Origin of the sequence: Coprococcus phoceensis, from assembly GCF_900104635.1 — a bacterium.
Taxonomy (GTDB): domain Bacteria; phylum Bacillota; class Clostridia; order Lachnospirales; family Lachnospiraceae; genus Faecalimonas; species Faecalimonas phoceensis.
In genome coordinates, this window is the sequence record NZ_FNWC01000005.1 from 34,888 (window position 1) to 59,564 (window position 24,677).

Below are 24,677 nucleotides of genomic sequence, written 5' to 3' on the forward strand. Positions count from 1 at the left end.
GGAATGAAATATATCATAGTCTTAGGAGATGGGATGGCGGATGAACCGATTGAAAAATTGTCGGGGAAGACACCGCTTGAAGCAGCAGATAAACCGACGATGGACAGACTTGCAAAAAAAGGTGAGGTAGGACTTGCCTATATGGTTCCGGAAGGAATGAGTCCGGGAAGTGATACAGCAAATCTGTCAGTACTTGGATATGATCCAAAGATTTATTATACAGGCCGCTCGCCGCTCGAGGCGCTCAGCATCGGGGTGGATATGAAAAAGACAGATGTGTCATTTCGGTGTAATCTGGTAACGCTTTCGGAAGAAGAAAGCTGTTATGAAGAAAAGAGAATGGTGGATCACAGCTCCAGCGAGATCAGTACTGAGGACGCGGCAGTTTTGATGGAAGCACTGAAGGAAGGGCTGAAAAGAGAAGGATATGAGTTCTATGTGGGAACGAGTTACCGTCACTTGCTTGTGTGGAAGGAAGGAAAAGTGATAGAGCTGACCCCGCCGCATGACATTTTGACGAAGAAAATCGGAGAGTATCTGCCGGAAAATGAAGTGTTCTGTGATATGATGAAGAAAAGTTATGAGATATTGTCTGCACATCCTCTGAATCAGAAAAGAAAAGAGCAGGGGCTCAATCCGGCGAATTCTGCATGGTTCTGGGGAGCAGGCACAAGGCCGAATCTGATGTCTTTTGAAGAAAAGACAGGAAAGAAAGGTGTTATGATCTCGGCGGTGGACCTGCTGAAAGGGCTTGCAGTTGGGTCTGAGATGGATAAGATTTTGGTGGAAGGAGCCAATGGAGGACTTCATACGAACTATGAAGGAAAGGCAAATGCAGCTGCGGATGCACTTTTGAATCATGGATATGATTTTGCTTATGTGCATGTGGAGGCACCGGATGAGATGGGACATCAAGGATTGTTGAATGAGAAAATAGAATCAATCGAGTATCTTGATAAGCGGGTGACACGGCTTATTGTAGAAGCCTTAGAAAAAGCGGGCGAAGATTATCGAATATTGGTTCTTCCGGATCATCCAACACCGATCCGAGTTCGGACACATACAAAAGATCCGGTTCCATATCTGCTTTATGACAGCAGAAAAGAATTGGGAAGTCAGGAAGAATATAGCGAAAAGACCGCAAAAGAAAGCGGAATTGTCTGGAAAGAAGGCTATCGTCTGATTGACTGCCTGTTAGAGATATAGGAGGTAACCATGTTAATTGTAAAGAAATTCGGCGGAACATCCGTCGCAAATAAAGAGAGAATTTACAATGTTGCAAGACGCTGCATTGAAGATTATAAAAAAGGACACAGTGTTGTAGTTGTTCTTTCGGCAATGGGAGATACGACAGATGATTTGCTTGCACTTGCAAATGATATCAATCCAAAGGCAAACAAGAGAGAACTGGATATGCTTTTGACAACAGGAGAGCAAGTGTCAGTTTCGCTCATGGCAATGGCTATGCATGCGATGGATGTGCCGGCAGTGTCATTGAATGCATTTCAGGTGGGGATGAACTGTACCTCCAGATACGGAAATGCCAGATTTAAGAGAATTGACACAGACCGTATCAATCATGAACTGGATTCCAGAAAGATCGTAATTGTGACAGGCTTTCAGGGAATTACGAAATACGATGATTACGCCACACTTGGACGAGGTGGTTCTGATACGACAGCGGTAGCACTTGCGGCAGTATTGCACGCAGATTTGTGCGAGATTTATACAGATGTAGATGGTGTCTATACGGCAGATCCTAGAATTGTTCCGAATGCAAGAAAACTCCCAGAGATCACATATGATGAGATGCTGGAACTTGCAACGGCAGGTGCAAAAGTTCTGCACAATCGTTCCGTGGAGATGGCGAAAAAATACAGTGTTCCGATGGTTGTGCGTTCAAGTTTGAATGAATCAGAAGGAACGATTGTCAAGGAGGTAGTAAAAATGGAGAAAATGTTAATTACCGGTGTGGCTGCGGATAAGAATACAGCCAGAATTTCAGTGATTGGAGTGGAAGACAGACCGGGTATTGCGTTTAAAATATTCAACAAACTTGCGAAAAATAATATTAATGTAGATATTATCCTTCAGTCCGTAGGACGTGACGGAACAAAGGATATTTCATTTACAGTTTCGCAGGATGACCTGAAAGATGCACTTACTATACTGGAAGAGAACAAAGAACCTTTGACGATTAAGAATATTACACACAATGAAGGTGTGGCAAAAGTTTCAATCGTGGGTGCTGGAATGATGACAAATCCGGGAGTTGCATCCAAATTGTTTGAGGCATTGTTTAATTACGGAATCAATATTAATATGATTTCCACATCTGAGATTCGAATCACAGTGTTGGTAGAGGAGTCAGAGATTGACAAAGCGGTGCGTGCGATTCACGAGAAATTTGATCTTGCAGAATAAAATATGTAAAGCAAAGGGCGGAAGAATTTCCGTCCTTTATTTGTGCTGAAGTTGACTTAAAAAACTGTTGTGGTAAAGAGGTGAGAAAGTGACATCTTCGATGAACCAGTCCGGTGGGGTGAATGCATTCGCTTCCTGCTCGGTAGGAAATTCTACCTCGGCGAGAACAAGCGGTGCAAGATCGCCCTCAAAAATGTCTAATTCAATGGTGTATATGCCATAGGGGATGCAGTAGCGCTTTTTGGTGATCAGTCTGCCGTCGATTTTAGTGCGCAGATGTTCATAGGATTCCTTTGTGAGTGGAAGATTGTGTTCTTCACGAACCATAAGTCCTTTAGATTTGTAGGTTAACTCATACTTGTCATCGTCTTTTCGCACACGCACGACAGGAGATGTGGATAAATATCCCTGTTCGAGCTGACGATGGGGATATTGTTCGAGATGCTCCGGCAGGGAGCTGATTAAATATTTGCGTTCAATTTCCATAATAGATACCTCCAGATGCTTTTATAGTAATACAGGTCAAGGGAAATGTAAACGGATTTGCTTTTTTTTCATAAGTTTGTTAAAATGCAAGTGAAATTTGGAAAAGGAGGGAAACTATGGAAAAAAAGGTTTGCGTATTTTTGGCAGATGGGTTTGAAGAGATTGAAGGACTGACTGTTGTGGATCTGCTAAGAAGAGCAGGAATTTTTGTGACAACAGTATCGATTACAGGTAAATTGCAGATTCGCGGTTCACATGATATTTGTGTTCAGGCAGATAAATTATTTGAAGAAATGGATTATGAGGAGCAGGACATGGTTGTGCTGCCGGGCGGAATGCCTGGAACGATTCATTTGGAAGAACACGAAGGCGTGAAAAATGTATTGGAAAAATACTATGAAGAGAAAAAATATATTGCGGCAATCTGTGCGGCGCCGAGTATTTTCGGAAAGATGGGCTTTTTAAAAGAAAGAAAGGCGACTTCTTATCCGAGCAAAGAGGCGGAGCTTTTCGGAGCAGAGGTAGTGAAAGATTCTGTTGTTGTGTCTGATTTTATCATTACAAGCAGAGGTCTGGGGACAGCGATTGATTTTTCACTTGCGCTGATCGGGCTTCTTTTGAACAAGGAAAAGGCGGAGGAGATCAAAGACTCTGTCATCTATCAATGTAAATAGGAGGAACTATGAAATCAAAAAAAGGGACAGTAGCTGCGATTGCAGTGATCATTGTACTGGTAGGAATTGTATGCATAGGACTGCTCAGAGATTTTGATGCACAGGGATATGTCCGCGCGATTCTGAACCAGAGGTTTTTGGGAGATGTCACCGAGGCGGAAGAGATTCTGGAGGATACGTCAAAGAAGGAATTGCTGAAACAGTATGATGAAGGCATTGAAAGTTTTGTTTCGGATTACATCACAAATGGTGTGGAGATAGATTCGGAACTTGAGAAGAAGTTTGTAGATCTGTGCAAAGAGATTTTCGGCGCTATGAAATATCAGGTAAATGAAGCGGAGAAGATCAGCCGCAAGGAATATGATGTCAGTGTGGAATTTCAGCCGTCGGATGTATTTTTACAGTTTATCACATCAATTCAGACAGAGTCGGAAAATCTGAAACAAAAGGCGGAGAACGGGGAATATCAGGGGACAAAAGAAGAGATTAATGCCCAGATGCAAAGCGAATTTCTGAACCGTTCTTATGAACTTTTAGAAACTGCATATCAAAATATGCAGTACGGTGAGACAGAGACAATTGTGTTTAAAGTCAAAAGCAATGACAAAAATGTGTTTTCAATGAAGGAGGATGAGATTTCCTCATTTATTACGAAAATACTGCGTTTAGATGAAATTCAAGGCTAGTAATTTAGAAAGTATTGTGATATAATCTTGGAATGAGCGTTAGTGTAGATAAGTCTGGGGACTTCTCACATATATAAGGAGGAAATAGTAATGAGTTTACAAGTAGAAAACATGGAAAAAAATATGGCGAAACTTACAATCGAAGTTTCCGCTGAAGAATTAGAAAAAGCAATTCAGGGTGCGTACTTAAAACAGAGAAATAAAATCAGCGTGCCTGGATTCCGTAAAGGGAAAGTACCACGTCAGATGATCGAAAAAATGTACGGTGTAGGAATCTTTTATGAAGATGCAGCGAATGCGTTAATTCCAACAGCATACGGAAAAGCATATGACGAATGTGAATTAGATATCGTTTCACAGCCAAAAGTAGAAGTAGTACAGTTAGAAAAAGGAAAACCATTTATCTTCACAGCAGAAGTTGCTGTAAAACCAGAAGTAACTTTAGGAGAATACAAAGGACTTTCTGTAGATAAAGTTTCTAACAGAGTAACAGCAAAAGAGATCGACGCGAAATTAGAAGAAGAACAGAAGAAGAATGCAAGAACAGTTGTAGTGGAAGACCGTGCAGTACAGGACGGAGATGAAGTAGTATTAGACTTCGAAGGATTTGTTGACGGTGTTGCATTTGAAGGTGGAAAAGGTGAGAACTATCCATTGACAATCGGTTCAGGATCTTTCATTCCGGGATTTGAAGAACAATTAATCGGCGCTGAAGCAGAAAAAGAAGTAGAAGTGAATGTGACATTCCCAGAAGAATATCATTCAGAAGATTTAGCAGGAAAAGCTGCAGTGTTCAAATGTACAGTACATGAGATCAAAGCAAAAGAACTTCCTGAATTAGATGATGAATTTGCAGCAGAAGTATCTGAATTTGATACATTAGATGCTTACAAAGCAGATATCAAAGCAAAAATCAAAGAACAGAAGATTGCAGACGGTAATAGAAAGAAAGAAGACCAGGCAGTAGAAAAAGCTGTTGCAAACGCAACAATGGAGATTCCAGAGGCAATGATCGATACACAGGTAAATCAGATGGCTCAGGATTTCGCACAGAGAATTCAGCAGCAGGGACTTTCTATGGAACAGTACTTCCAGTTCACAGGAATGACAGCTGAGAGCATGATGGAAGAATTAAGACCACAGGCTGTAAAACGTATTGAGACAAGACTTGTACTTGAAGCAATTGCAAAAGCTGAAAATATCGAGATTACAGATGAAAGAATCGATGAAGAATTAGCGAAGATGGCAGAAGCTTACAAGATGGAAGTAGAAAAATTAAAAGAATTCATGGGAGAAAATGAAAAAGAACAGATGAAGATGGATTTAGCTGTTCAAGATGCTGTGACATTCTTAGTAGATAATGCTGTAGAAGAATAAAAACATTATATTTTTAAGGAGGCATATACATGAGCGTAATACCTTATGTCATTGAGCAGACAAGCCGCGGCGAGCGTTCATATGACATTTATTCAAGATTACTGAAGGAAAGAATTATCTTTTTGGGGGAAGAGGTAACTGATGCATCAGCAAGTGTAATTATTGCCCAGCTGCTATTTTTAGAAGGTGAAGATCCGGAGAAAGATATTCATCTTTATATCAACAGCCCAGGCGGTTCCGTATCAGCAGGTTTGGCTATTTATGATACAATGCAGTATATCAAATGTGACGTATCCACAATTTGTATTGGTATGGCTGCAAGTATGGGATCATTCTTATTGTCAGGCGGAAAGAAAGGGAAAAGATATGCCCTTCCGAATGCAGAGATTATGATTCACCAGCCATTAGGCGGAGCACAGGGACAAGCGACAGAGATTCAGATTGCAGCAGAACATATTTTAAAGACAAGACAGAAGTTGAACACGATTTTGGCAGAAAATACAGGACAGAGTCTTGAGAAGATTCAGGCAGACACAGAACGTGATAACTTTATGTCAGCACAAGAAGCAAAAGAATACGGACTGGTAGACGAAGTGATTGCCAGCCATTAATGTAACTGGAAAAGGGGATGCTTAATTTGGGCACCCCCTTTCCATCGTATGAAAGTGGAGAGACGAGGTGAGAGTATGGCAGGAAAGATAGGAGAAGAAATTGTAAGATGTTCATTTTGCAATAAGACGCAGGCGCAGGTACGCAAAATGATTGCAGGACCTAATGGAGCCTACATTTGTGATGAGTGTGTGGACGTATGTGCCGAAATTATTGAAGAAGAACTTGCATATGAGAATCCATCTGATTTTCAGGATATCAATCTTTTAAAACCAGAGGAGATCAAAGCCTTTTTAGATGAGTATGTAATCGGACAGGACGAGGCAAAAAAAGTGTTGTCAGTGGCAGTGTACAATCACTATAAACGAATTATGGCGGAAAAGGATCTTGGAGTTGAGTTACAGAAAAGTAATATTTTGATGCTTGGACCGACAGGCTGTGGAAAGACGTTGCTTGCTCAGACACTGGCTAAGATTTTAAATGTGCCATTCGCGATCGCAGATGCAACAGCACTCACAGAGGCAGGATATGTAGGAGAAGATGTGGAGAATATTCTTCTGAAGATTATTCAGGCGGCAGACGGAGATATTGAACGTGCAGAGCACGGTATCATATATCTTGATGAGATTGACAAAATTACAAGAAAGTCAGAGAATCCGTCTATTACAAGAGATGTATCAGGAGAAGGAGTTCAGCAGGCACTTCTTAAAATTATAGAAGGAACAGTGGCATCGGTACCGCCACAAGGTGGAAGAAAGCATCCGCATCAGGAATTGATACAGATTGATACGACAAATATTTTGTTTATCTGTGGTGGAGCGTTTGAAGGTCTGGATAAGATTATTGAGACGCGTATGGATCGAAAATCAATGGGATTTAATGCAGAAGTGGGAAATCACCATGAAGATAATGTGGACAGACTTTTAAGTCAGGTACTGCCGCAGGATTTGGTGAAATTTGGTCTGATTCCAGAACTGGTTGGACGTGTTCCGGTCAACGTCACATTAGAGATGCTTGACAGAGATGCGTTGATTCGTATTTTAACAGAGCCAAAGAGTGCTATTGTGAAACAATATCAGAAATTACTGGAACTTGATGGCGTCGAATTGGAGTTTGATAAAGAAGCATTGGAAAAGATTGCAGACACGTCATTGGCGAGAAAGACAGGAGCGAGAGGATTACGTGCGATTATGGAGAATGTCATGATGGACACAATGTATCATGTACCGTCAAATGATCGCATAAAAACTTGCCGAATTACAAAAGAAGCCGTAGAAGGGACAGGAGAGCCGGTTTACAATTCTGAGGCTCTCACGTCAGAAAGTGCATAATGTAAATTGGGGACGGGGGTAATGTGACATTACCCCCGTCCCTGAATAAGGAGGAAATATGGAAAAACAGATACGGAATATACCTATGGTTGCCTTAAGGGGAATGACAATCATGCCGGAGATGGTGGTACATTTTGATGTGAGCCGTGCCTATTCCATCCAGGCAATCCAGCAGGTTATGCAAGGCGAAGAACAACAGGTATTTCTTGTTGCGCAAAGAGAGCTGAATATAGAAGATCCAGACTTAAAGGATGTATTTGAGATTGGGACGATCGCGACAATCAAGCAGGTCATTAAATTGTCGAAGAATATGCTTAGAGTGTTAGTGACTGGGGAAGAGCGGGCAAGACTTATTTCTTTGGAGAAGGAAGAAGGGTATTTGAATGCTCAGGTGGAAGTCATTGAAGAGCCGCAGGCTGAGGAGGAAGTCGTAGATAATCCAAGAGCGAAGAATATTCAGGAATTATTTTTAGAATATGCGATGAAAAATGGGAAAATTCCGAAAGATGTCATTACACAGGTTGCGGATGAAAAGACATTTTTAGGATTAGTGAATCAGATTGCTGCGAATGTCCCGCTTGATTATTTGAATTTGCAGGATATTTTGGAAGAGACAGATTTGAACAGACGCTACGAAGTGTTGGCATTTAAGATTGCCAATGAGATGGAAGTGATGCATCTCAAAGAAGAGATTCAGGGAAAAGTCAAAGAACGTATTGACAGACATCAGAAAGAATTTATATTGAGAGAGCAGTTGAAAGTGATTCGGGAAGAGCTTGGAGAGGACAATATGCTTTCGGATGCGGAGGAGTTTGAGACTGCTACAAAAAAATTAAAGGCCTCCAAGGAAATTAAGGAGAAGCTGATGAAAGAAATTCATCGTTTTAAAAGTGCGATGAACAGTTCGGCAGAAAATGGGGTTATCCGCACTTACATTGAGACGATGTTGGAGATGCCGTGGGACAAGATGGGAAAAGATAATACCGATATTGCATATGCAAAACAGGTATTGGAGGACGAACACTATGGACTGGAAGCCGTGAAAGAAAGGATTTTGGAATTTCTCGCTGTCCGTTCTCTGACAAAGAAAGGAGAAAGTCCGATTCTTTGTCTTGTTGGTCCGCCGGGAACAGGAAAGACCTCAATTGCACGTTCGCTTTCCGAAGCATTAAAAAAACCGTATACACGGATTTCACTTGGCGGTGTGAGGGATGAAGCAGAGATTAGAGGACACCGGAAAACATATGTGGGAGCAATGCCGGGAAGAATTGCAAATGCACTTAAGATGTCTGGTGTAAAAAATCCGTTGATTTTACTTGACGAGATCGACAAAGTGAGCAATGATTATAAGGGAGATACTTTTTCTGCGCTGTTGGAAGTGCTGGACAGTGAGCAGAATGTAAAATTTAGAGATCATTATCTGGAAGTACCGATTGATCTGTCTGAGGTATTGTTTGTGACGACAGCAAATTCTCTTCAGACAATTCCAAGACCATTATTAGACCGTATGGAAGTCATTGAGATCAGCAGTTACACGGAAAATGAGAAGATGCATATTGCAACGCAGCATCTGCTTCCAAAGCAGCTCCAAAAACATGGATTGACACCGGAGCAGTTAAAAATCAGCAAAGGTGCTATTTGGAAAATTGCGAGAAACTATACAAAAGAAGCAGGAGTCAGACAGCTGGAGCGTAAAATTGGAGATATCTGCAGAAAATCAGCACGAGAGATTTTGGAGACAGGAAAAAGTAGTATTCGTGTAACAGAACGAAATTTGGAGAAATATCTGGGAAAAGAGAAATATTCTTATCAGATGATAAATGAGACAGACGAGATAGGGATTGTAAGAGGTCTTGCATGGACAAGTGTCGGTGGAGATACGCTTCAGACAGAGGTCAATATTATGCCGGGAGAGGGCGAGATTCTATTGACCGGACAACTTGGAGATGTGATGAAAGAGTCTGCACGGACAGGGATCAGCTATATCCGTTCTGTGGGAGAAAAATATAAGATTCCGGAAGATTTCTTTAAAAAGCACGATATCCATATTCATATTCCTGAAGGTGCTGTTCCAAAAGACGGTCCGTCTGCAGGTATCACAATGGCGACGGCTATGATTTCCGCAATCACAAACACGAAGGTCAGAGCGGATGTGGCGATGACCGGAGAGATTACACTGCGTGGAAGAGTGCTTCCAATCGGAGGATTAAAAGAAAAGCTTTTGGCAGCAAAAAGTGCAGGAGTAAAGACTGTATTGGTACCAGAAAAAAATATGCGCGATGTGGAAGAGATTTCATCCGAGATTACAAGAGGACTGGAAATTATTCCGGTAAGCTATATGGATGAAGTTTTGAAAACTGCATTAATATATGAGGAAAACGAAAATGAAAATTAAGAGTATTGATTTGGAAATTGTATGTGGAATTACGAGTAAGCTTCCGGAGACAGACAAAGTAGAGATTGCATTTGCCGGAAAATCAAATGTAGGGAAATCTTCATTGATCAATGCGTTGATGAATCGAAAGTCTTTTGCGCGTACATCAGCGACGCCGGGAAAAACTCAGACTATCAATTTCTATAATATTAATGATATAATGTATTTAGTAGATTTGCCTGGATATGGATATGCAAAAGTTTCTGAGAAAGAAAAAATACAGTGGGGAAAACTGATTGAACGCTATTTGCACAGCTCGAAACAGTTGAAAGCAGTATTTTTGCTGATCGATATCCGACATGATCCATCTGCAAATGATAAGATGATGTATGAGTGGATTGTGTCGCAGGGGTACAATCCGATCATCATTGCGACAAAACTGGACAAACTAAAAAGAAGTCAAGTCGCAAAACATGTAAAGATGATCAAGCAGGGACTTGACCTTGTTCCAGGAACACAGATCATACCATTCTCGTCTGTGTCAAAACAGGGAAGAGAAGAAATTTGGGAATTGGTGGAAAAGAATTTTCTGAATGAAACCGAGGTGGGATAAATGGAAGATACGCGTCCATATTGGAAAGTAATCGTAAGTCTGGCTTTCAGCCTGATAGGAACCATTTTATTTATCGTCATAGGAATAAAATTGTTGTGGTTTTTTATGCCATTTGTCATCGGGTGGTTTATTGCATTTATTGCGAACCCGCTTGTGTGTTGGCTGGAAAAGCGGTTAAAGATTGTAAAAAAGCTAGGGTCGGCAATTATTATCATTGCAGTTTTGGCAGGAGTAGTCAGTGCACTGTACTTTGGAATCAGTAAGCTTGCAGATGAGGTGGGAAGTCTCATTACAAGTTTCCCACAGATGTACAGTGAATTGGAAAAAGGAATGAAAGATATCGGGGAGAGTTTTCAAGGTGTTTTTCGCCTGTTGCCAGAAGGAATACAGACTGGGTGGAATGCAGTGGTTGCGAATTTAGACAATACGATGGGAAACTTGATAGGAAAGATCAGTGAGCCGACGGTGGAAGCGGCGGGAAATCTGGCAAAGAGCATTCCGTCAATTTTAGTATCAACCATTGTGACTATCGTGGCAGCATACTTTTTTATTGCAGAGCGTGACGAGGTGATTGTGTGGTTCAAAAAGATCACTCCAAAGCCGATTCAGCAGAGGATGACTTTGGTTATCGACAATTTAAAATATGCAGTGGGAGGCTATTTTAAAGCACAGTTTAAGATTATGATCGTAGTGGGCGTGATTCTGTTTATTGGATTTGAGATTATGCAAGTCAATTATTCGGCACTTTTAGCGATTTTGATTGCATTTCTTGATTTTCTTCCGGTGTTTGGAACAGGAACGGCAATTTGGCCTTGGGCAGTGTACAAAGTGTTAAGCGGTGATTATAAGATGACAATCATGCTGCTTGTACTGTATGGAGTAACTCAGCTTGTAAGGCAGCTGATTCAGCCGAAGCTTGTAGGGGATGGACTTGGGATGCAGCCTTTGGTAGCGCTTGTGTTACTTTTTGTAGGATATAAAGTGGGCAGTCTGCTTGGCATGATTTTTGCAGTCCCGGTCGGGATGATTGTGATTAATATGTATAAAGCAGGGGCATTTGATTATATATTAGATGATGTGAAGATATTGATCAAAGGAGTTATGAGTTTAAGAGAGTAAGAAAATATTGCAGATAAGAAAAAAGGCTGACTTAGAGAATCATTGACTCTAAGTGCAGCTGTTTTCTTATTTTAAGAAAAAGCGAAGCAAAGTTTCATTGGTTTTCTTGTAGGGTTGATAGCGCATCGGAAGATCCAGCCAAGTCCTCTTATCTACAATGCTTTTATAGTGGGAGAACGTGTCAAAACCGTCCTTTCCGTGATAAGCGCCCATGCCACTTTCTCCGAATCCGCCGAATCCCATTTCACTTGTGGCAAGGTGAATGACAACATCATTGATGCATCCGCCACCAAAACTGCACCGCGCAGTGACTTTTTTGGCAATCTTTTGGTCAGATGTAAATAGATAAAGTGCAAGCGGATGCGGCATGGAATTGATTTTTGCGATTGCATGGTCAAGAGAATCGTAAGTCACAATTGGGAGAACTGGTCCGAAAATCTCTTCCTGCATGACAGCATCTTTGAATGTGACACGGTCAAGTAATGTCGGCTCAATTTGTAACGTATCAGAATCGAATTTTCCGCCCCACACTGTTTTTTCCGTATCTATGAGGGTCAAAATACGTGAAAAATGCTTTGCGTTGATGATTTTCCCGTAATCTGCATTGGCAAGCGGTGTGCTTCCAAATTGTCTGACAATCTGTTTCTTTAATTCTTGAATGAGCGAGTCTTTGATCTCCTTGTCGCAATAAATGTAATCCGGTGCGACGCATGTCTGCCCGCAATTTAAAAATTTCCCAAATATGATACGTTTGGCTGCTAGTTTCAGATTGGCAGTCTTTTCTACGATACAAGGACTTTTCCCGCCTAGTTCCAATGTGACTGGTGTCAGATGAGTGGCTGCCTGCCGCATCACTTCCTTTCCGACAGACTGGCTTCCTGTAAAGAAGATGTAGTCAAAACGTTCATTTAGGAGACACGTATTTTCTGTGCGACCGCCGGTCACGACCGAGACATACTCCGGTGCAAAACATTCATGTATCATCTTCTGTATAAGCGCGCTTGTGTAAGGAGAGTAGGCACTTGGCTTAATAACGGCTGTGTTTCCTGCGGCAATTGCGTCAACCAGAGGGTCAATCGTCAAAAGGAATGGGTAATTCCAGGGACTCATGATCAGACATACGCCATAAGGCGAAGGTTTTCGATAGCTTTTCGAATGAAACTGAGCGAGTGGTGTGTGGACGCGTTTTTCTTTTGCAAAAGAGCGTGTGTGTTTCAGCATGTAGCTGATCTCACTCAGTACAAGTCCGGTCTCGCACATGTAGGTTTCAAAGGCGCTTTTCCCAAGATCTTTTTTGAGAGCTTTGTTGATATCTGCCTCATGGCGAGTGATGCAGTCTCGCAGACGGCGAAGTGAATCTAATCTATAAGAGACATCGAGTGTTGCTCCTGTATGAAAAAATGCATGCTGCCGGTCAATAATTTGTTTGATTTCATTTTGTGTCATTTAAGGTTCCTCCTGCTTGTTTTATGATACCTCTAAATATAGAAGAAGGCAAGGAAGGAATGTCAGAAAAAAATATTGAATTGTACAAAAAAAGTATTAAAATGTACAAATGAATAAAAAAAGCTTTTAAAATTATAGTCGATTTGTTATAATGAAGCGCACTAAAAAAACACATAGAGGAGAAAAAGTATGAAATTATGGAAAAAACTTTGTATCACATTTTTAGTGGCGCTGATGGCATTCTTCAGTGTAAATGTTGGAAATGTAGATGCGAAAGAAACAGTAACTACGAAAAAAAGTGTGTTATCAATTGATGCAGGAAGAAAGTATTTCTCAGAAGATCAATTGAAACAAATCATTGACAAAGCGTACAAAAACGGATATACATCTGTGCAGATTCTGTTAGGAAATGATGGTTTACGTTTTGTGCTCGATGATATGAGCATGCAGGTGAATGGAAAAAGTTATGCAAGTGAAGATGTAAAAAAAGCAATCACAGCAGGAAACAATTCTTATTATGCAGATCCAAATGGCGATGTATTGACAGAAGATGAGATGGATCGCATTGTGGCTTATGCAAAAGAAAGAGGTTTGGACATTATTCCGGGAATTAACAGCCCTGGACATATGGACTCCATTTTAGTTGCGATGGAACAGTTAGGATTAGAGAATGTACGTTACACGAAAGATGGAAGAGAATCAGAACGTACAGTAAACATTGAAAATCCAGAAGCAATTGAATTTACACAAGTTTTGGTAAAGAAATATATCGATTACTTTAGTGCATCAGGAGTTTGTGAAATCTTCAATTTTGGGGCAGATGAATATGCAAATGATGTATTTGGAGTTCCGGGATGGGGCGAATTACAAAAGTTAAATATCTATGATAAATTTATCGATTACACGAATGATATGGCTGCGCTGATCAAAGAGGCAAATATGCTTCCAATGTGCTTCAACGATGGCATTTACTACAACAGCGATGACAAATTTGGAACATTTGACAAAGATATCATTATCTCTTACTGGACAGCAGGATGGTGGGGATTTGATGTAGCAAAACCAAGCTATTTCGCAGAAAAAGGACACAAGATTCTAAATACAAATGATGCATGGTACTGGGTGTTAGGAAACATCACTTCTGAGGATGGAATTTATGCTTATGAAAATACACTGAAAAATATCGAGGCAAAACCATATAATGAATTAGCAGGTGGCAGCACAGTGGACACGATTGGAAGTATGCAGGCTATTTGGTGTGATAATCCGTCAAAAGAGCATGATATGGATCGTGTATTAACATTAATGGATGCTTTTTCTGAGAAACACAGAGATATTTTAGTGAGACCTGCAGATTACTCAAAAGTAGATGCAGCGCTTGCAAAAGTACCGGCTGATTTGTCTATCTACACAGAAGAGACAGTGAAGGCAGTCAATGATGCAACAGCAGCAGTTGTAAGAAACTTGAAAGAGACAGAACAGGCAACTGTAGATGGTTATGCAGCGGCAATCGAAAACGCAGTTGCTAAATTAGAGCTTAGAAAAGCAGACTATACAAAAGTAGACGAAGCAATTCAGAAAGCTGAAAAATTGAATGCAAAAGATTATAAGAATTTTGATGCTGTGACAAAAGCAGTGAACGCAGTTGTACGTGATTTAGATATCACAAAGCAGGCTCAGGTAGATGCTTACGCAAAAGCGATTGAAGATGCGATTGCACAGTTAGAAAAGAAAACAGTTACAGAAAACATTTCGAAATCAACTGCACCACAGACAGGAGATGTAGCATCACCATTTACTTGGATGACATTGTGCGTGATCGCAGGCGGTTGTGTTGTGACAATGAAAAAAAGAAGAGCATAGAGAAAAAAGTCTATCTGCTCATAGTTGAAATGTTCGAATAGCCTTGTTTGACGAGGCTATTCGGACATTTTTTTCTGTGTTGAAGAATCATAAATAAAGAAATTTATTATTTTTTGCTGTCCTTTGATATGAAATGTGTGTTCCTTTTCCAAACGGCGTATCATTCCCTGGTGCTCATAAAATCCATAGTTACAGGTTGTATCTGTAAATAAATAAAATTCTTTTAACCCGGTTTTCTCCATATGCTCAAGAGATGATTGAAAAAGCATTTTTCCGATTCCTTTTCCACGGCACGAAGAACTTACGGCAAATAATGCAAGCTCTGCTGGATAGGATTTGTTGCTTTCACTCAATAATTGCTTATCTATCTCATTTACTTTTTCAAAAATTTTTGATACGTTCCGGCCCTCTTTGGAACGATACAATGACAATATAGACTTTACTTGTAATAATCTATTTGAAAATGAACATTTGTGGTTTTGGATATCGTTTATCAAAATAATGCCTGCAACTTTCCCGTCAAGTACGGCTACTCTTGAAAACGTATAATTTGTCAGACAACTGCTTAAAAATGCTCTTGCTAATTTAACCGCTGTTTTCTGACTGCTAAATTCATCATAATGCAAGTTTCTCTGATAATAGTTTCTACGGTCTTAAAGTCTTGTTTTTGATATTCTCTTAATTCTATTTGCATTGATATTCTCCTTGTTTTTATGTTTTATATTTTGTATGATAAAGTATACAGTTACTGTAATGTCAATGAGGAGATAAAACAAAATGAAGAAAGAAATGAAAAGGCTAACAACAGCACAATTTGCAAAATTGCATGAAGTGAATAAACGAACACTTCATTACTATGATGATATAGGTCTTTTTTGTCCTCTTACAAAAGAAGAAAATGGGTATCGATATTATGATATTTCACAGAGCATAGATTTTGAGTATATCCGTATGCTAAAGGAACTGAATATGAGTATTAAAGAAATTGAAATGTATCGAAAACAACCTACACCTGACAACTTTTTAAAAATTGCAGACACAAAGGAGCAAGAACTAGATAAGGAAATTCAAAAGCTGAAGAATATTAAAAGGATATTACAAGCAAAGAAAGAGCAGATCGTTTTTTGTGAAAGTTTACGAGAACAAGAAATTAGAGTTGAAGAATGTAAATCAGAAAGGATTTTAACGTTTCCTTATGACTTTTCCGAGGATGATATATCTCAGATTTTTAGCCCGTTAAAATCCACATGGGGAATTGAACAGATTCGTATGGGAATAGGTAGCTTTATATCACTTGATAATGTATATAACATGAATTTTACCAAATATGACGGAATTTATACGATTGCTTTAAACAATAAATCTGTTTCAAATAGTTTTATAAAGCCCAAGGGAAGGTATTTATGTGGTTATCAAAAAGGTACATGGGATAAATTACCGGAAATGTATCAAAAAATGCTTGATTATTCTAAAAAGCATGATTTAGAACTCACAGGATATGCTTATGAAGTCGGACTTAATGATTTTGTAATTTCCAATCCAAACGATTATGTTACAAAGATTATGATTAAGATTGAGGAAAACGCTTGTTTTTTGGATACAGAACCCTGATTATTGCAATTTAATTTGCAAACAAATGGAGAGCAACTGCATTAAAGAGAATGTTATAATAAGATCAGATGATAAAGCAAATGGTATATCTAGAATATCTCATTTGAAAGGAGAAAGAATATGAACAGTACTTATCTTAATGCAAAGTGTAAGGGGATTCTACGCAAACTTTTAAATAATAATTCTTATTTATCACTACAACAACTTGCAGAAGAATTGAATATTTCTCAGAGAAGTATTTATTACGATGTATGTCGGATTAATGAGTGGCTGTCTGAAAATGATATTCCGGAGCTGCGAGTCGTACGAGGAAAAGGACTTCTTTTGAGTGAACAGATCAGAATTCAAATTGCCGAATGTATGGAGGAAAAAAATACAGAGGAGGCATATGTTTATTCGCCGATGGAGCGAGTGCAGATTATTATCTGCAGCATCATATATTCTAAGGAACCAGTGCATGTAGATGTTTTGGCAGATTATTGTAAAGTGAGCCGTAATTCTGTATTTAATGATCTTCGAGTGGTTGTGAAACAGCTTCAGAACTATGATCTTGAGTTAGAATATAGATCAAAAAAAGGATATATTATTGTAGGAAATGAAGTGAAAGTAAGAGCTGTTTTTCTGTTGAATTATCAGGAATTGAAAAAAACGTTTACTAGAGACGGGATGAAATTTATTGATTGGGAAAAAGTGGATGCTTATGAGGAGACTTTGAAAAAAGTAGAACAGGATTTAGGGGTTGAATATGTATCTGATAATAGAGAATCTTTGGTAGTGTTGCTGCCAATTATGGAACAGGGGAAACAGAGAATCTATTTTGATGATCTTAAAATTGAAGAAATTAAGCAGAGAAAAGAGTATTATTTGATTGAAAAATATTTTTCACAGTTAAATGAGAATGAAAAAATATACCTGTGTATTCATCTTTTGGGAGGGCGGATTGCTACCGTGTCCGAAGATATTTTTGAAAATACAAATAATGAGATGGTATATGAGATTACAAAAGCACTAGTTACAGAATTTGAGAAGACGGCATGTGTGATATTTGATAATAAAGAAGATTTAGAAAGGGAATTGTTTGTACATATTAATTCCTCGCTATATCGATATCAGTATGGAATACAGAGTCTGGATATGCTAAATAGAGATATTATTCGGGAATATCCAGACTTGTTTGAAATTACGAAAATTGTTAGTAAATATCTGGAAAACCAGATTGGTCTTCCAATTCCGGATACAGAAGTGGCTTACCTGGCACTTCATTTCGGAGCACATCTTCCGATATCAAATAATAAAAGCGATAAAATTCGAGTGCTGATTGTTTGTGCAAATGGAATATCAACAGGAAATATGTTAAAAAGAGAGATTATGAAAATGTTCCCGGAAGCAGAAGTGGTGGGAGTGGAAGCTTCATCAAAGATTAAAAATGTGCAGGCAGTGTGCGAGTTGATTGTTACTACGGTAGCTTTTAAAAGTGTTGTTCCAGTTGTACAGGTTCATCCTATTCTGACAGGGAGAGATAAAGAGGTTCTGGCAAGACATTTGAAAAAGGAAGAATTTATGGGAAAAATCAAGGTGGATGACCTTATGAAGATTATTGAGCCATACATTAAAGGAAAAGTGTATGATGAAATTCGAAAGAGTATAGAAGAATATTTGTTTAATTGTAAAAAGGGGATGGAAACAGAAATTAGAGAAAATTATCAAGATTTGAAGAGCGTGGTGGACGACTTGCGAGTGGATATTCACGACGGAAAATATATGTGGACACAGGCATTATGGGAAACAGCAGATTATTTGATACAGAATAAAAGTATTGAATCTGCGTATATAAATAGTATCATTTCTCAGATTCGGTATTATGGTTCTTATATGTTTATTATGCCGAGAGTAATTTTAGCACATTCAAAACCGGAGATGGGAGTGAATCAACTGGACTGTTCTATTCACTTTTTTAGGGAACCTGTGCGATTTTCAGATAAAGATTTGGCAAATGTTGTAATTGTATTGGCTGCAATTGATCAGGAAAGTCACCTGAAATTATTACGAGATATTATTACAATTTTTGGAGAGGACAGTGTTGTAGATGAATTTTTAACTTGCAGCACGAAAACGGAGATACTAGATAAATTTCAAGAAGTTCTAAGAGCTGCAAAAAAGATACAAATAGAATAAATATCAAAAATAGATCGACTGTATGAGTACGATCTATTTTTTTGCAAAAAGAATTGCAAAAAATTGTACACCTATATATCTAGATGCAAAATAATTTGCAATTTATTGGACTTCTATCTGATAAATTGACTTGATATAATACAAACAACAAAACAAGAAAGGGGAGACACAAATGATATCAGAGATGTTGAAATTAGAGAATATCCAGATTATTGAAAGTGCCAAGGATTGGAAAGAAGCAATTCACCTGAGTCTTGAACCACTAGTTAATGGAGGGTATGTTACTGAAAACTATGAAGCAGCAATTATCAAATGTACAGAAGAGTACGGACCATATTATGTATTGGCAGATGATATTGCGTTGATTCATGGAAGGCCAGAAGACGGAGTGCTGGAAAAACAGTTATCCATTACAGTTGTGCGACAACCGATACAGTTTATGAATGATGGTCAAAATGTTCGTGTACTAATTGCACTAGGGGCTAGTGATGCTAATTCTCATATTGATGTAATGAAAGTTTTATCCTTGTTACTGATGGATGAAAGCAAGATTAAAGAACTTGCGGAAGCAACGAGTGAGCAACAAATATATGAAATGTTGACAAAAGCAGAAAGTAATTTGTAGAGAATGAACGGAGGAAAAGAAAATGCTTAAAATATTTGCAGTATGTGGAAATGGGTTAGGAAGTAGTTTTGCATGCCAGATGGCAACAGAAGGAGTTTTAAAAGAACTAGGTGTAGAGGCTAAGATGGATCACATTGATATCTCCAGTGTAGCGGGACAGAATGCGGATTTGATTATTTCAGGAAAAAATTTTGAAAAACAATTTGAGCGTATTACTTTAAAATGTCCGGCAATTTTTCTTGAGAGATTGGTAGATAAAAATGAAATCAGAGAAAAACTTATTCCGGTGTTAAAAGAAATAAATGCTATTGAATAGTAGGAGGGAGGAAAAAATATGGCAATATTAAATTTCATTATTGAAAATATCTTGACACAGGCTGCGATTATTATCGGATTAATCGCTTTGTTAGGACTTGCATTGCAGAAAAAACCGGTTGGAACAGTTATTTCAGGAGCCATGAAAACAATTCTTGGATTTTTGATTCTGTCGGCAGGATCCAGTGTCATGCAGGAGTCACTGTCATACTTCGGTGATGTGTTTAACAAAGGATTTGGCTTAAACGGTCTTAAGAGTGTAGTTGCATCTATTGAAGCAATCAATGGACAGGCGATGGGAAATCTTGAGCTTGGTGGAGAAATCGCTATTTCATTAGCAGGAATTTTTATTGTAAATATTATTCTTGCAAGATTTACTCCTTTTAAATACATTTTCCTTACTGGACAAGCACTGCTTTGGGAATCAACGATTTGTGTTGTATTTGCTTGGGCATTGGGACTAAAAGGAATTCCTCTGATTTTGGTATCTAGTGTTGTAGGTGGTGCATTTGCAACTTTGATGCCGGCAATGGCGCAGCCGATTCTTAGAAAAATAACTGGCGGTGATGATATTGCACTTGGGCATTTCTGCACATTTGGATATATATTTGCAGCTCTGGTATCTAAATTGGTCGGTGACAAGTCGAAATCTTGCGAAGAATTAAAACTTCCAAAAAGTGTAGAATTTCTTCAGGATACATACTTATCTGTTATGGTTGTAATGATACCTTTCTATTTAATTGTTGCAGCTATTGCAGGACCTAAAGCAAGTGCAGAGTTTTGTGGAGATACGAACTATATGGTATTTGCATTTTTACAGGCAATGCAGTTCGTTGTAGGGTTATATATTTTACTTTCAGGTGTTCGACTCTTATTGGCAGAAATTGTTCCAGCATTTCAGGGAATTTCTCAGAAATTGGTTCCAAATGCAAAACCAGCATTAGATTGTCCTGTATTGTTTCCATATGCACCAAACTCAGTCATCATGGGATTCGTATTTACTACTATTGGTTCAATGATAGGTATGTTGATAACAAGTATTCCGGCACTTGGACTTCCTATGGTAATTCCAGGAGTTATGAGTAACTTTTTTGCTGGTGGAACAGCTGGTATTTTTGCAAATCAAACGGGAGGACGCAGAGGCGTTATCATCGGATGTATCGCCCACGGTATTTTCATTATTATTCTTCCGGCACTGCTTTGTCCAATGCTTGCAGAAATCGGTTTCCAGAATATCACATGTACAGATGTGGATACAGTAGTGACCGGATTTGTATTTATGGTTGTTAAAGCGATTGCAGGAATCTTCTAAATCTATAGAAAAGAGGGATTGAGATGTTTTTGTTTGGAAAGAAGAAGGAAAAGAAAGAAAAAAACATTGAAGTAAATATTAAAGTTAACAAAGATGAGTTGATTGCGGAAGCAAGTGAAAAGATACAAGAACTTGAAGAATTATCTGGGGAGCAGAGAGTTCCCTTGTTAAATCAAATAGGAGCTTTGTATTATCAAGCGGAAGAGTTAGAAAGCGCGATCAAATACTATGAAGAAAGCCTGTCTATAAAAAAGGAAATGGGGAAAAGTTACACTGATTTAATGTCGCTTTACAATAAGAAACGCCAGCAGGCAGCAGAAAATAAAAATGATGAGCAGATGAACTACTATATGCAAAAAGTTCAAGAAATGATGCAAATGTCAAAAGATATGCTTCGTGGGAAAATGTAAATATAAAGATTAAACAGAAAGAAGGAAGAAAGATGTATAAGAATTTAATTGAAATGTTTAAAGAAAATGAAGGAAAAGGAGCAATAGGGTCATTTAACTTGCACTGTTTTGAGATGGTTCCGGCAATGATTAAAGCGGCAGAAAAGCTAAATGTTCCAGTTATTCTTCAAACTTCTTTGGGGACAGCTGAATATATTGGATTTGAACCATTGATTGCAGCGGTAAAAGCTATAGCTGAAACTTCCAGCATTAATGTTGCATTACATATGGATCACTGTAAAGATATTGATGCATTAAAACGTGCAATTGATTACGGATATTCTTCAGTTATGTATGATGGTTCAGCTCTTCCGTTGGAAGAAAATATTGCAAACACGAAAATCGTTGTCGAGTACGCACATGGAAAAGGAGTATCTGTAGAAGGAGAAGTCGGTTCTATTGGCGGAGCGGAAGACGGAGTAGTTGTTGACAAAGATGCTGCAATGTACACAAAGCCAGAAGATGCATTACGCTTTGCCTCTGAAACAGGAGTAGACGCGTTGGCAGTTTCTATTGGAACGACACATGGACAGTATAAATCAAAAGCAAAGATTAACTATGAATTGTTAGAAGAATTGAAAGCAAAACTTGGGGATACCGGTTTGGTACTTCATGGGGGAACAGGAGTATCTGACGAAGACATGAGGAGACTTGCAAGAGAAGGGATGAAAAAGATCAATGTAGGAACAGAATTAAATAAATCTTATATTGAGGTGGTAAGCAAGACATTTACTGCAGAAGGGGTAACACCATTGACCTCGCTGAGAACCCTTCTTGGACCTGCAAATGATCGAATTGCGGAAATTGTAACTGAAAAAGCAACTCTATTTAGACTATAGACAAGAAGAAACAGGCTTATGAAAAATATTATTTTTCATAAGCCAAAAACAATATGGGAGAATTATTATGCAAAAATGTATGATATTACTTGCAGGTTATCCGGCAACAGGAAAAAGCTATATGTGTCGCAAAATACAGGAACGATACCCTGGGTTTATTAGTGTTAATCAGGATGAGATAAAAGAACAGAAGTGGGATGAATATGGCTTTGATAATTTGGAAGAAAAAAGCAGACTTGAGCAGAGGGCATGGGAAGAATATTATGCCTCCTTAGAACAAAATATGGAAGAGGAAAATCTTTTGATTTCAGATTATCCATTTAGCGATAAACAAAAAACTAGATTGGAAGAATTGTCAACCCGATATGGATATAGTGTGATTACAATTCGTGCTATAGGAAATATCGATCAGTTGTACGAAGTGTCGCGTATGAGAGATTTGGATCAAAGCAGACATCTTGGTCATATGGTCAGTAAGTATCACAAGGGGGATTCGATGGAAGATCGTTCTAAGGCAGATTGTCTGGTGTCGTATGAAGTATTTAAAGACAGATGTTTGCATAAAGGATATGACACCTTTCAATTAGGAGAGCTGATTCAAGTCGACGCCTCAGATTATAATCAGATTGATTACCAAGCCATTCTCAATCGAATTGGTGAGATTTTTTTAGCACCTCAATCGAAATTACATCAAGATTAAATCAAATCTAAACCGTCCTTCTTTATGATGTAAATAACATCAGAGAAAGGGCGGTGTTTTTATTCACATAGGTAATCGAGACTATATTTAACTCGCAGGAAGGAGGAACAGTAACCAGGAGAGTTATGATTTTATTGTTAAATGATGAAGATTGACGAAAACTTGATTTTTCGTGTACAATTGCTTATAAAGAAAATAATAAATTTGCAATTGTTACTTGCTGGTAACTTAAATGTTAATATGCGTTGCTTGCAGCAACGTGGAATTCCTCATACAATATTTTTAGAAAATAAAAAAGGAGGACATTTATAATGTTAAATGAAAACATTAAAGCAATCAGAAAATCAAAAGGACTTTCACAACAAGAACTTGCTATTAAATTGAATGTGGTACGGCAAACAATATCGAAATGGGAGCAAGGAGTTTCCCAAACAAAAGGATATTAAGGAATAACCTGTGTTTACCTGCTTGCGAATAAAAGAATAATGCTATTAAGTTAGCGATACTACATAAATGTGTTGGTATCTCTTTTTCATTGGCTTAAAACAACAGGCTATTTTATTTCTGCTTGATTACTCTAAACTTATTGGGATATGATTTGTCAAGGGCTTGTTGCGTAAGCAATGCTTAGCACCCTTTACAAATTATGGACGGTAAAGTAGCTTTTCAAAAGCAGAAAAAAGTAGTCTTAAGATTTTGAAATATTGTAGCAGGTAGTGGAAAATGGTATAATGTGAATACAGAGAAACATATAAATTTGTATTTAACAATCAATAAATTGAGAGGGCTTAATCTTATGACTAAACAAAAGAAGGTAATTTGGATAATATTGGGAATAATTATTTTTGTGTTTAGTGTTTTTCTAGGGCTTGGATATTTAGGTCAAATAACAGGTGGAAATAGTTTAATACAAAGAACAGAAATGAACGATAAATATGTTCCGGCAGAAATAACAAAATATTATCCAATAGAAGATTTAAACTCAAAAGAAAGTTTACTTTCTGATGAAAATTATGCAAACTCAATACAGGATGCTCTGTTAAGTGCCTCTATTGAGTTTGAACAAGGCGAAGAATATAAAGCACATATTGATAAGATTATAAAGGAGTTTGAAAACGAAAACTATAAAAGTGTTTTGTATATATCAGAAAAAAACGATATAGAGTCAAGTTTGACATTTTCAAAATTCAAAATTAAGGAAATAGATGGTAAAAAGAGATATGCTTATATTACAAGTGTACATGAGGTTATAAAGAAAGACCGCCCGTATGACAAAGATACGATGTCGTTACTAAAATCACAGTTAGCATTAAGTGATAGCTTACAAGATTTAAATATCAGTCCAGACAATAGTCGCTTTTTATATGGATTTGTACATGATGAAGATATTTACAATGCAAAAATAGAAAATAAAAAACCCGATGAAATTATTTATTTTGAACTTTGTGAAAAGCCTTTCTATTTTTGGTATTATGAAAATTTTCAAAGCGATAAATCTGGAAAATCTTTAAGTATAGAAATTGAAAGAGAATAAATAATAGAACAATTCTAGGCTGTAGAAGTGACTGGCTATTAGATGTCAATAGTTTTTTAAAATTTTTTTGACTTTTTTAATAAAAAACTTACTAAATTTCTGATTATCTTTTCAT

Annotated in this window: 24 protein-coding genes and 1 pseudogene; 22 read left to right on the plus strand and 3 right to left on the minus strand. The window is 38.1% G+C overall.

The features are described from left to right. Nucleotides 1-3: 3 nt before the first annotated feature. Together BQ5364_RS00265 and BQ5364_RS00270 are read left to right on the plus strand one after the other, a co-directional pair. Nucleotides 4-1,206, plus strand: coding sequence for a cofactor-independent phosphoglycerate mutase (locus tag BQ5364_RS00265; RefSeq protein WP_071143415.1), 1,203 nt, complete (start codon nt 4-6; stop codon nt 1,204-1,206). Nucleotides 1,207-1,215: 9 nt separating this feature from the next. Next, nucleotides 1,216-2,424: an aspartate kinase gene (locus BQ5364_RS00270; protein ID WP_071143416.1), complete on the plus strand. Its 1,209-nt coding sequence runs from the start codon at nt 1,216-1,218 to the stop codon at nt 2,422-2,424. Between the two features lie 36 nt (nt 2,425-2,460). Here the strand turns inward: BQ5364_RS00270 and BQ5364_RS00275 are convergent, their stop codons facing one another. Continuing rightward, the gene (locus tag BQ5364_RS00275) at nt 2,461-2,910 is read right to left on the minus strand and encodes a CYTH domain-containing protein (RefSeq protein WP_004613639.1); all 450 of its coding nucleotides are present in this window, start codon (nt 2,908-2,910) and stop codon (nt 2,461-2,463) included. A gap of 116 nt (nt 2,911-3,026) precedes the next feature. Between BQ5364_RS00275 and BQ5364_RS00280 the strand changes: the two genes are divergently transcribed. The 8 genes from BQ5364_RS00280 to ytvI all read left to right on the plus strand — a co-directional run bounded on the left by BQ5364_RS00280 (nt 3,027) and on the right by ytvI (nt 11,693). Beyond that, nucleotides 3,027-3,584, plus strand: coding sequence for a DJ-1 family glyoxalase III (locus BQ5364_RS00280; RefSeq protein WP_004613640.1), 558 nt, complete (start codon nt 3,027-3,029; stop codon nt 3,582-3,584). A gap of 8 nt (nt 3,585-3,592) precedes the next feature. Next, nucleotides 3,593-4,270 (plus strand): hypothetical protein, encoded by a 678-nt coding sequence (locus BQ5364_RS00285; protein WP_004613641.1) that lies wholly within the window; start codon nt 3,593-3,595, stop codon nt 4,268-4,270. A 90-nt stretch (nt 4,271-4,360) separates the two neighbouring features. Further along, nucleotides 4,361-5,647: a trigger factor gene (gene tig / locus BQ5364_RS00290; protein ID WP_004613642.1), complete on the plus strand. Its 1,287-nt coding sequence runs from the start codon at nt 4,361-4,363 to the stop codon at nt 5,645-5,647. Nucleotides 5,648-5,676: 29 nt separating this feature from the next. Further along, nucleotides 5,677-6,258, plus strand: a complete 582-nt coding sequence (clpP, locus tag BQ5364_RS00295; RefSeq protein WP_004613643.1) for an ATP-dependent Clp endopeptidase proteolytic subunit ClpP — start codon at nt 5,677-5,679, stop codon at nt 6,256-6,258. A 75-nt stretch (nt 6,259-6,333) separates the two neighbouring features. Next, entirely contained in the window at nt 6,334-7,587 is a 1,254-nt protein-coding gene (gene clpX / locus BQ5364_RS00300; RefSeq protein ID WP_022249961.1) for an ATP-dependent Clp protease ATP-binding subunit ClpX, read from the plus strand. Nucleotides 7,588-7,645: 58 nt separating this feature from the next. Continuing rightward, nucleotides 7,646-9,982 carry an endopeptidase La gene (gene lon, locus BQ5364_RS00305; RefSeq protein WP_071143417.1) on the plus strand — a complete coding sequence of 779 codons (2,337 nt, stop codon included), beginning with the start codon at nt 7,646-7,648 and terminating at the stop codon, nt 9,980-9,982. Then, nucleotides 9,972-10,574 (plus strand): ribosome biogenesis GTP-binding protein YihA/YsxC, encoded by a 603-nt coding sequence (gene yihA, locus BQ5364_RS00310; RefSeq protein ID WP_022249963.1) that lies wholly within the window; start codon nt 9,972-9,974, stop codon nt 10,572-10,574. The genes lon and yihA overlap by 11 nt, the downstream gene beginning before the upstream one ends. Then, nucleotides 10,575-11,693, plus strand: coding sequence for a sporulation integral membrane protein YtvI (ytvI, locus tag BQ5364_RS00315; protein WP_071143418.1), 1,119 nt, complete (start codon nt 10,575-10,577; stop codon nt 11,691-11,693). 66 nt (nt 11,694-11,759) lie between these two features. Here the strand turns inward: ytvI and BQ5364_RS00320 are convergent, their stop codons facing one another. Then, on the minus strand, nt 11,760-13,139 hold the full coding sequence (locus BQ5364_RS00320; protein ID WP_071143419.1) for an aldehyde dehydrogenase: 1,380 nt from the start codon (nt 13,137-13,139) through the stop codon (nt 11,760-11,762). Between the two features lie 189 nt (nt 13,140-13,328). Here BQ5364_RS00320 and BQ5364_RS00325 point away from each other — a divergent pair, with 189 nt between their 5' ends. Further along, the gene (locus tag BQ5364_RS00325) at nt 13,329-15,002 is read left to right on the plus strand and encodes a family 20 glycosylhydrolase (RefSeq protein ID WP_071143420.1); all 1,674 of its coding nucleotides are present in this window, start codon (nt 13,329-13,331) and stop codon (nt 15,000-15,002) included. A 56-nt stretch (nt 15,003-15,058) separates the two neighbouring features. Here BQ5364_RS00325 and BQ5364_RS00330 read toward each other — a convergent pair whose 3' ends face one another. Then, nucleotides 15,059-15,628 carry a GNAT family N-acetyltransferase gene (locus BQ5364_RS00330; RefSeq protein ID WP_331462993.1) on the minus strand — a complete coding sequence of 190 codons (570 nt, stop codon included), beginning with the start codon at nt 15,626-15,628 and terminating at the stop codon, nt 15,059-15,061. A gap of 151 nt (nt 15,629-15,779) precedes the next feature. On the opposite strand from BQ5364_RS00330, the gene BQ5364_RS00335 reads away from it, so the two are divergent. The 11 genes and pseudogenes from BQ5364_RS00335 to BQ5364_RS00375 all read left to right on the plus strand — a co-directional run bounded on the left by BQ5364_RS00335 (nt 15,780) and on the right by BQ5364_RS00375 (nt 24,562). Further along, nucleotides 15,780-16,613, plus strand: coding sequence for a MerR family transcriptional regulator (locus BQ5364_RS00335; RefSeq protein WP_071143421.1), 834 nt, complete (start codon nt 15,780-15,782; stop codon nt 16,611-16,613). Nucleotides 16,614-16,733: 120 nt separating this feature from the next. Beyond that, nucleotides 16,734-18,788 (plus strand): BglG family transcription antiterminator, encoded by a 2,055-nt coding sequence (locus BQ5364_RS00340; protein ID WP_071143422.1) that lies wholly within the window; start codon nt 16,734-16,736, stop codon nt 18,786-18,788. A gap of 172 nt (nt 18,789-18,960) precedes the next feature. Beyond that, a complete protein-coding gene (locus tag BQ5364_RS00345; RefSeq protein ID WP_071143423.1) occupies nt 18,961-19,413 on the plus strand; it encodes a PTS sugar transporter subunit IIA in 453 nt (150 codons plus the stop codon). A 22-nt stretch (nt 19,414-19,435) separates the two neighbouring features. Next, nucleotides 19,436-19,729: a PTS sugar transporter subunit IIB gene (locus tag BQ5364_RS00350; protein WP_071143424.1), complete on the plus strand. Its 294-nt coding sequence runs from the start codon at nt 19,436-19,438 to the stop codon at nt 19,727-19,729. Nucleotides 19,730-19,747: 18 nt separating this feature from the next. Then, complete coding sequence (locus tag BQ5364_RS00355) at nt 19,748-21,040, plus strand: PTS ascorbate transporter subunit IIC (protein ID WP_071143425.1); 1,293 nt, start codon at nt 19,748-19,750, stop codon at nt 21,038-21,040. 23 nt (nt 21,041-21,063) lie between these two features. Next, nucleotides 21,064-21,450: a tetratricopeptide repeat protein gene (locus BQ5364_RS00360; RefSeq protein WP_071143426.1), complete on the plus strand. Its 387-nt coding sequence runs from the start codon at nt 21,064-21,066 to the stop codon at nt 21,448-21,450. Nucleotides 21,451-21,482: 32 nt separating this feature from the next. Further along, nucleotides 21,483-22,328: a class II fructose-bisphosphate aldolase gene (locus BQ5364_RS00365; protein ID WP_071143427.1), complete on the plus strand. Its 846-nt coding sequence runs from the start codon at nt 21,483-21,485 to the stop codon at nt 22,326-22,328. A 67-nt stretch (nt 22,329-22,395) separates the two neighbouring features. Further along, complete coding sequence (locus BQ5364_RS00370) at nt 22,396-23,028, plus strand: AAA family ATPase (RefSeq protein ID WP_071143428.1); 633 nt, start codon at nt 22,396-22,398, stop codon at nt 23,026-23,028. A gap of 141 nt (nt 23,029-23,169) precedes the next feature. Further along, nucleotides 23,170-23,340 (plus strand): hypothetical protein, encoded by a 171-nt coding sequence (locus tag BQ5364_RS17860; RefSeq protein WP_159431659.1) that lies wholly within the window; start codon nt 23,170-23,172, stop codon nt 23,338-23,340. Continuing rightward, a pseudogene (locus BQ5364_RS17190) lies at nt 23,340-23,456 on the plus strand (helix-turn-helix transcriptional regulator); the annotation flags it as partial. The gene BQ5364_RS17860 and the pseudogene BQ5364_RS17190, both read left to right, overlap by 1 nt. A gap of 368 nt (nt 23,457-23,824) precedes the next feature. After that, complete coding sequence (locus tag BQ5364_RS00375; protein WP_071143429.1) at nt 23,825-24,562, plus strand: hypothetical protein; 738 nt, start codon at nt 23,825-23,827, stop codon at nt 24,560-24,562. Nucleotides 24,563-24,677 lie beyond the last annotated feature (115 nt).

Coding starts and splice junctions, on each gene's coding strand:
- BQ5364_RS00265 (WP_071143415.1), top strand. CDS start 4: ATGAAATATATCATAGTCTTAGGAGATGGGATGGCGGATGAACCGATT.
- BQ5364_RS00270 (WP_071143416.1), top strand. CDS start 1,216: ATGTTAATTGTAAAGAAATTCGGCGGAACATCCGTCGCAAATAAAGAG.
- BQ5364_RS00275 (WP_004613639.1), bottom strand. CDS start 2,910: ATGGAAATTGAACGCAAATATTTAATCAGCTCCCTGCCGGAGCATCTC.
- BQ5364_RS00280 (WP_004613640.1), top strand. CDS start 3,027: ATGGAAAAAAAGGTTTGCGTATTTTTGGCAGATGGGTTTGAAGAGATT.
- BQ5364_RS00285 (WP_004613641.1), top strand. CDS start 3,593: ATGAAATCAAAAAAAGGGACAGTAGCTGCGATTGCAGTGATCATTGTA.
- tig (WP_004613642.1), top strand. CDS start 4,361: ATGAGTTTACAAGTAGAAAACATGGAAAAAAATATGGCGAAACTTACA.
- clpP (WP_004613643.1), top strand. CDS start 5,677: ATGAGCGTAATACCTTATGTCATTGAGCAGACAAGCCGCGGCGAGCGT.
- clpX (WP_022249961.1), top strand. CDS start 6,334: ATGGCAGGAAAGATAGGAGAAGAAATTGTAAGATGTTCATTTTGCAAT.
- lon (WP_071143417.1), top strand. CDS start 7,646: ATGGAAAAACAGATACGGAATATACCTATGGTTGCCTTAAGGGGAATG.
- yihA (WP_022249963.1), top strand. CDS start 9,972: ATGAAAATTAAGAGTATTGATTTGGAAATTGTATGTGGAATTACGAGT.
- ytvI (WP_071143418.1), top strand. CDS start 10,575: ATGGAAGATACGCGTCCATATTGGAAAGTAATCGTAAGTCTGGCTTTC.
- BQ5364_RS00320 (WP_071143419.1), bottom strand. CDS start 13,139: ATGACACAAAATGAAATCAAACAAATTATTGACCGGCAGCATGCATTT.
- BQ5364_RS00325 (WP_071143420.1), top strand. CDS start 13,329: ATGAAATTATGGAAAAAACTTTGTATCACATTTTTAGTGGCGCTGATG.
- BQ5364_RS00335 (WP_071143421.1), top strand. CDS start 15,780: ATGAAGAAAGAAATGAAAAGGCTAACAACAGCACAATTTGCAAAATTG.
- BQ5364_RS00340 (WP_071143422.1), top strand. CDS start 16,734: ATGAACAGTACTTATCTTAATGCAAAGTGTAAGGGGATTCTACGCAAA.
- BQ5364_RS00345 (WP_071143423.1), top strand. CDS start 18,961: ATGATATCAGAGATGTTGAAATTAGAGAATATCCAGATTATTGAAAGT.
- BQ5364_RS00350 (WP_071143424.1), top strand. CDS start 19,436: ATGCTTAAAATATTTGCAGTATGTGGAAATGGGTTAGGAAGTAGTTTT.
- BQ5364_RS00355 (WP_071143425.1), top strand. CDS start 19,748: ATGGCAATATTAAATTTCATTATTGAAAATATCTTGACACAGGCTGCG.
- BQ5364_RS00360 (WP_071143426.1), top strand. CDS start 21,064: ATGTTTTTGTTTGGAAAGAAGAAGGAAAAGAAAGAAAAAAACATTGAA.
- BQ5364_RS00365 (WP_071143427.1), top strand. CDS start 21,483: ATGTATAAGAATTTAATTGAAATGTTTAAAGAAAATGAAGGAAAAGGA.
- BQ5364_RS00370 (WP_071143428.1), top strand. CDS start 22,396: ATGCAAAAATGTATGATATTACTTGCAGGTTATCCGGCAACAGGAAAA.
- BQ5364_RS17860 (WP_159431659.1), top strand. CDS start 23,170: ATGATGAAGATTGACGAAAACTTGATTTTTCGTGTACAATTGCTTATA.
- BQ5364_RS00375 (WP_071143429.1), top strand. CDS start 23,825: ATGACTAAACAAAAGAAGGTAATTTGGATAATATTGGGAATAATTATT.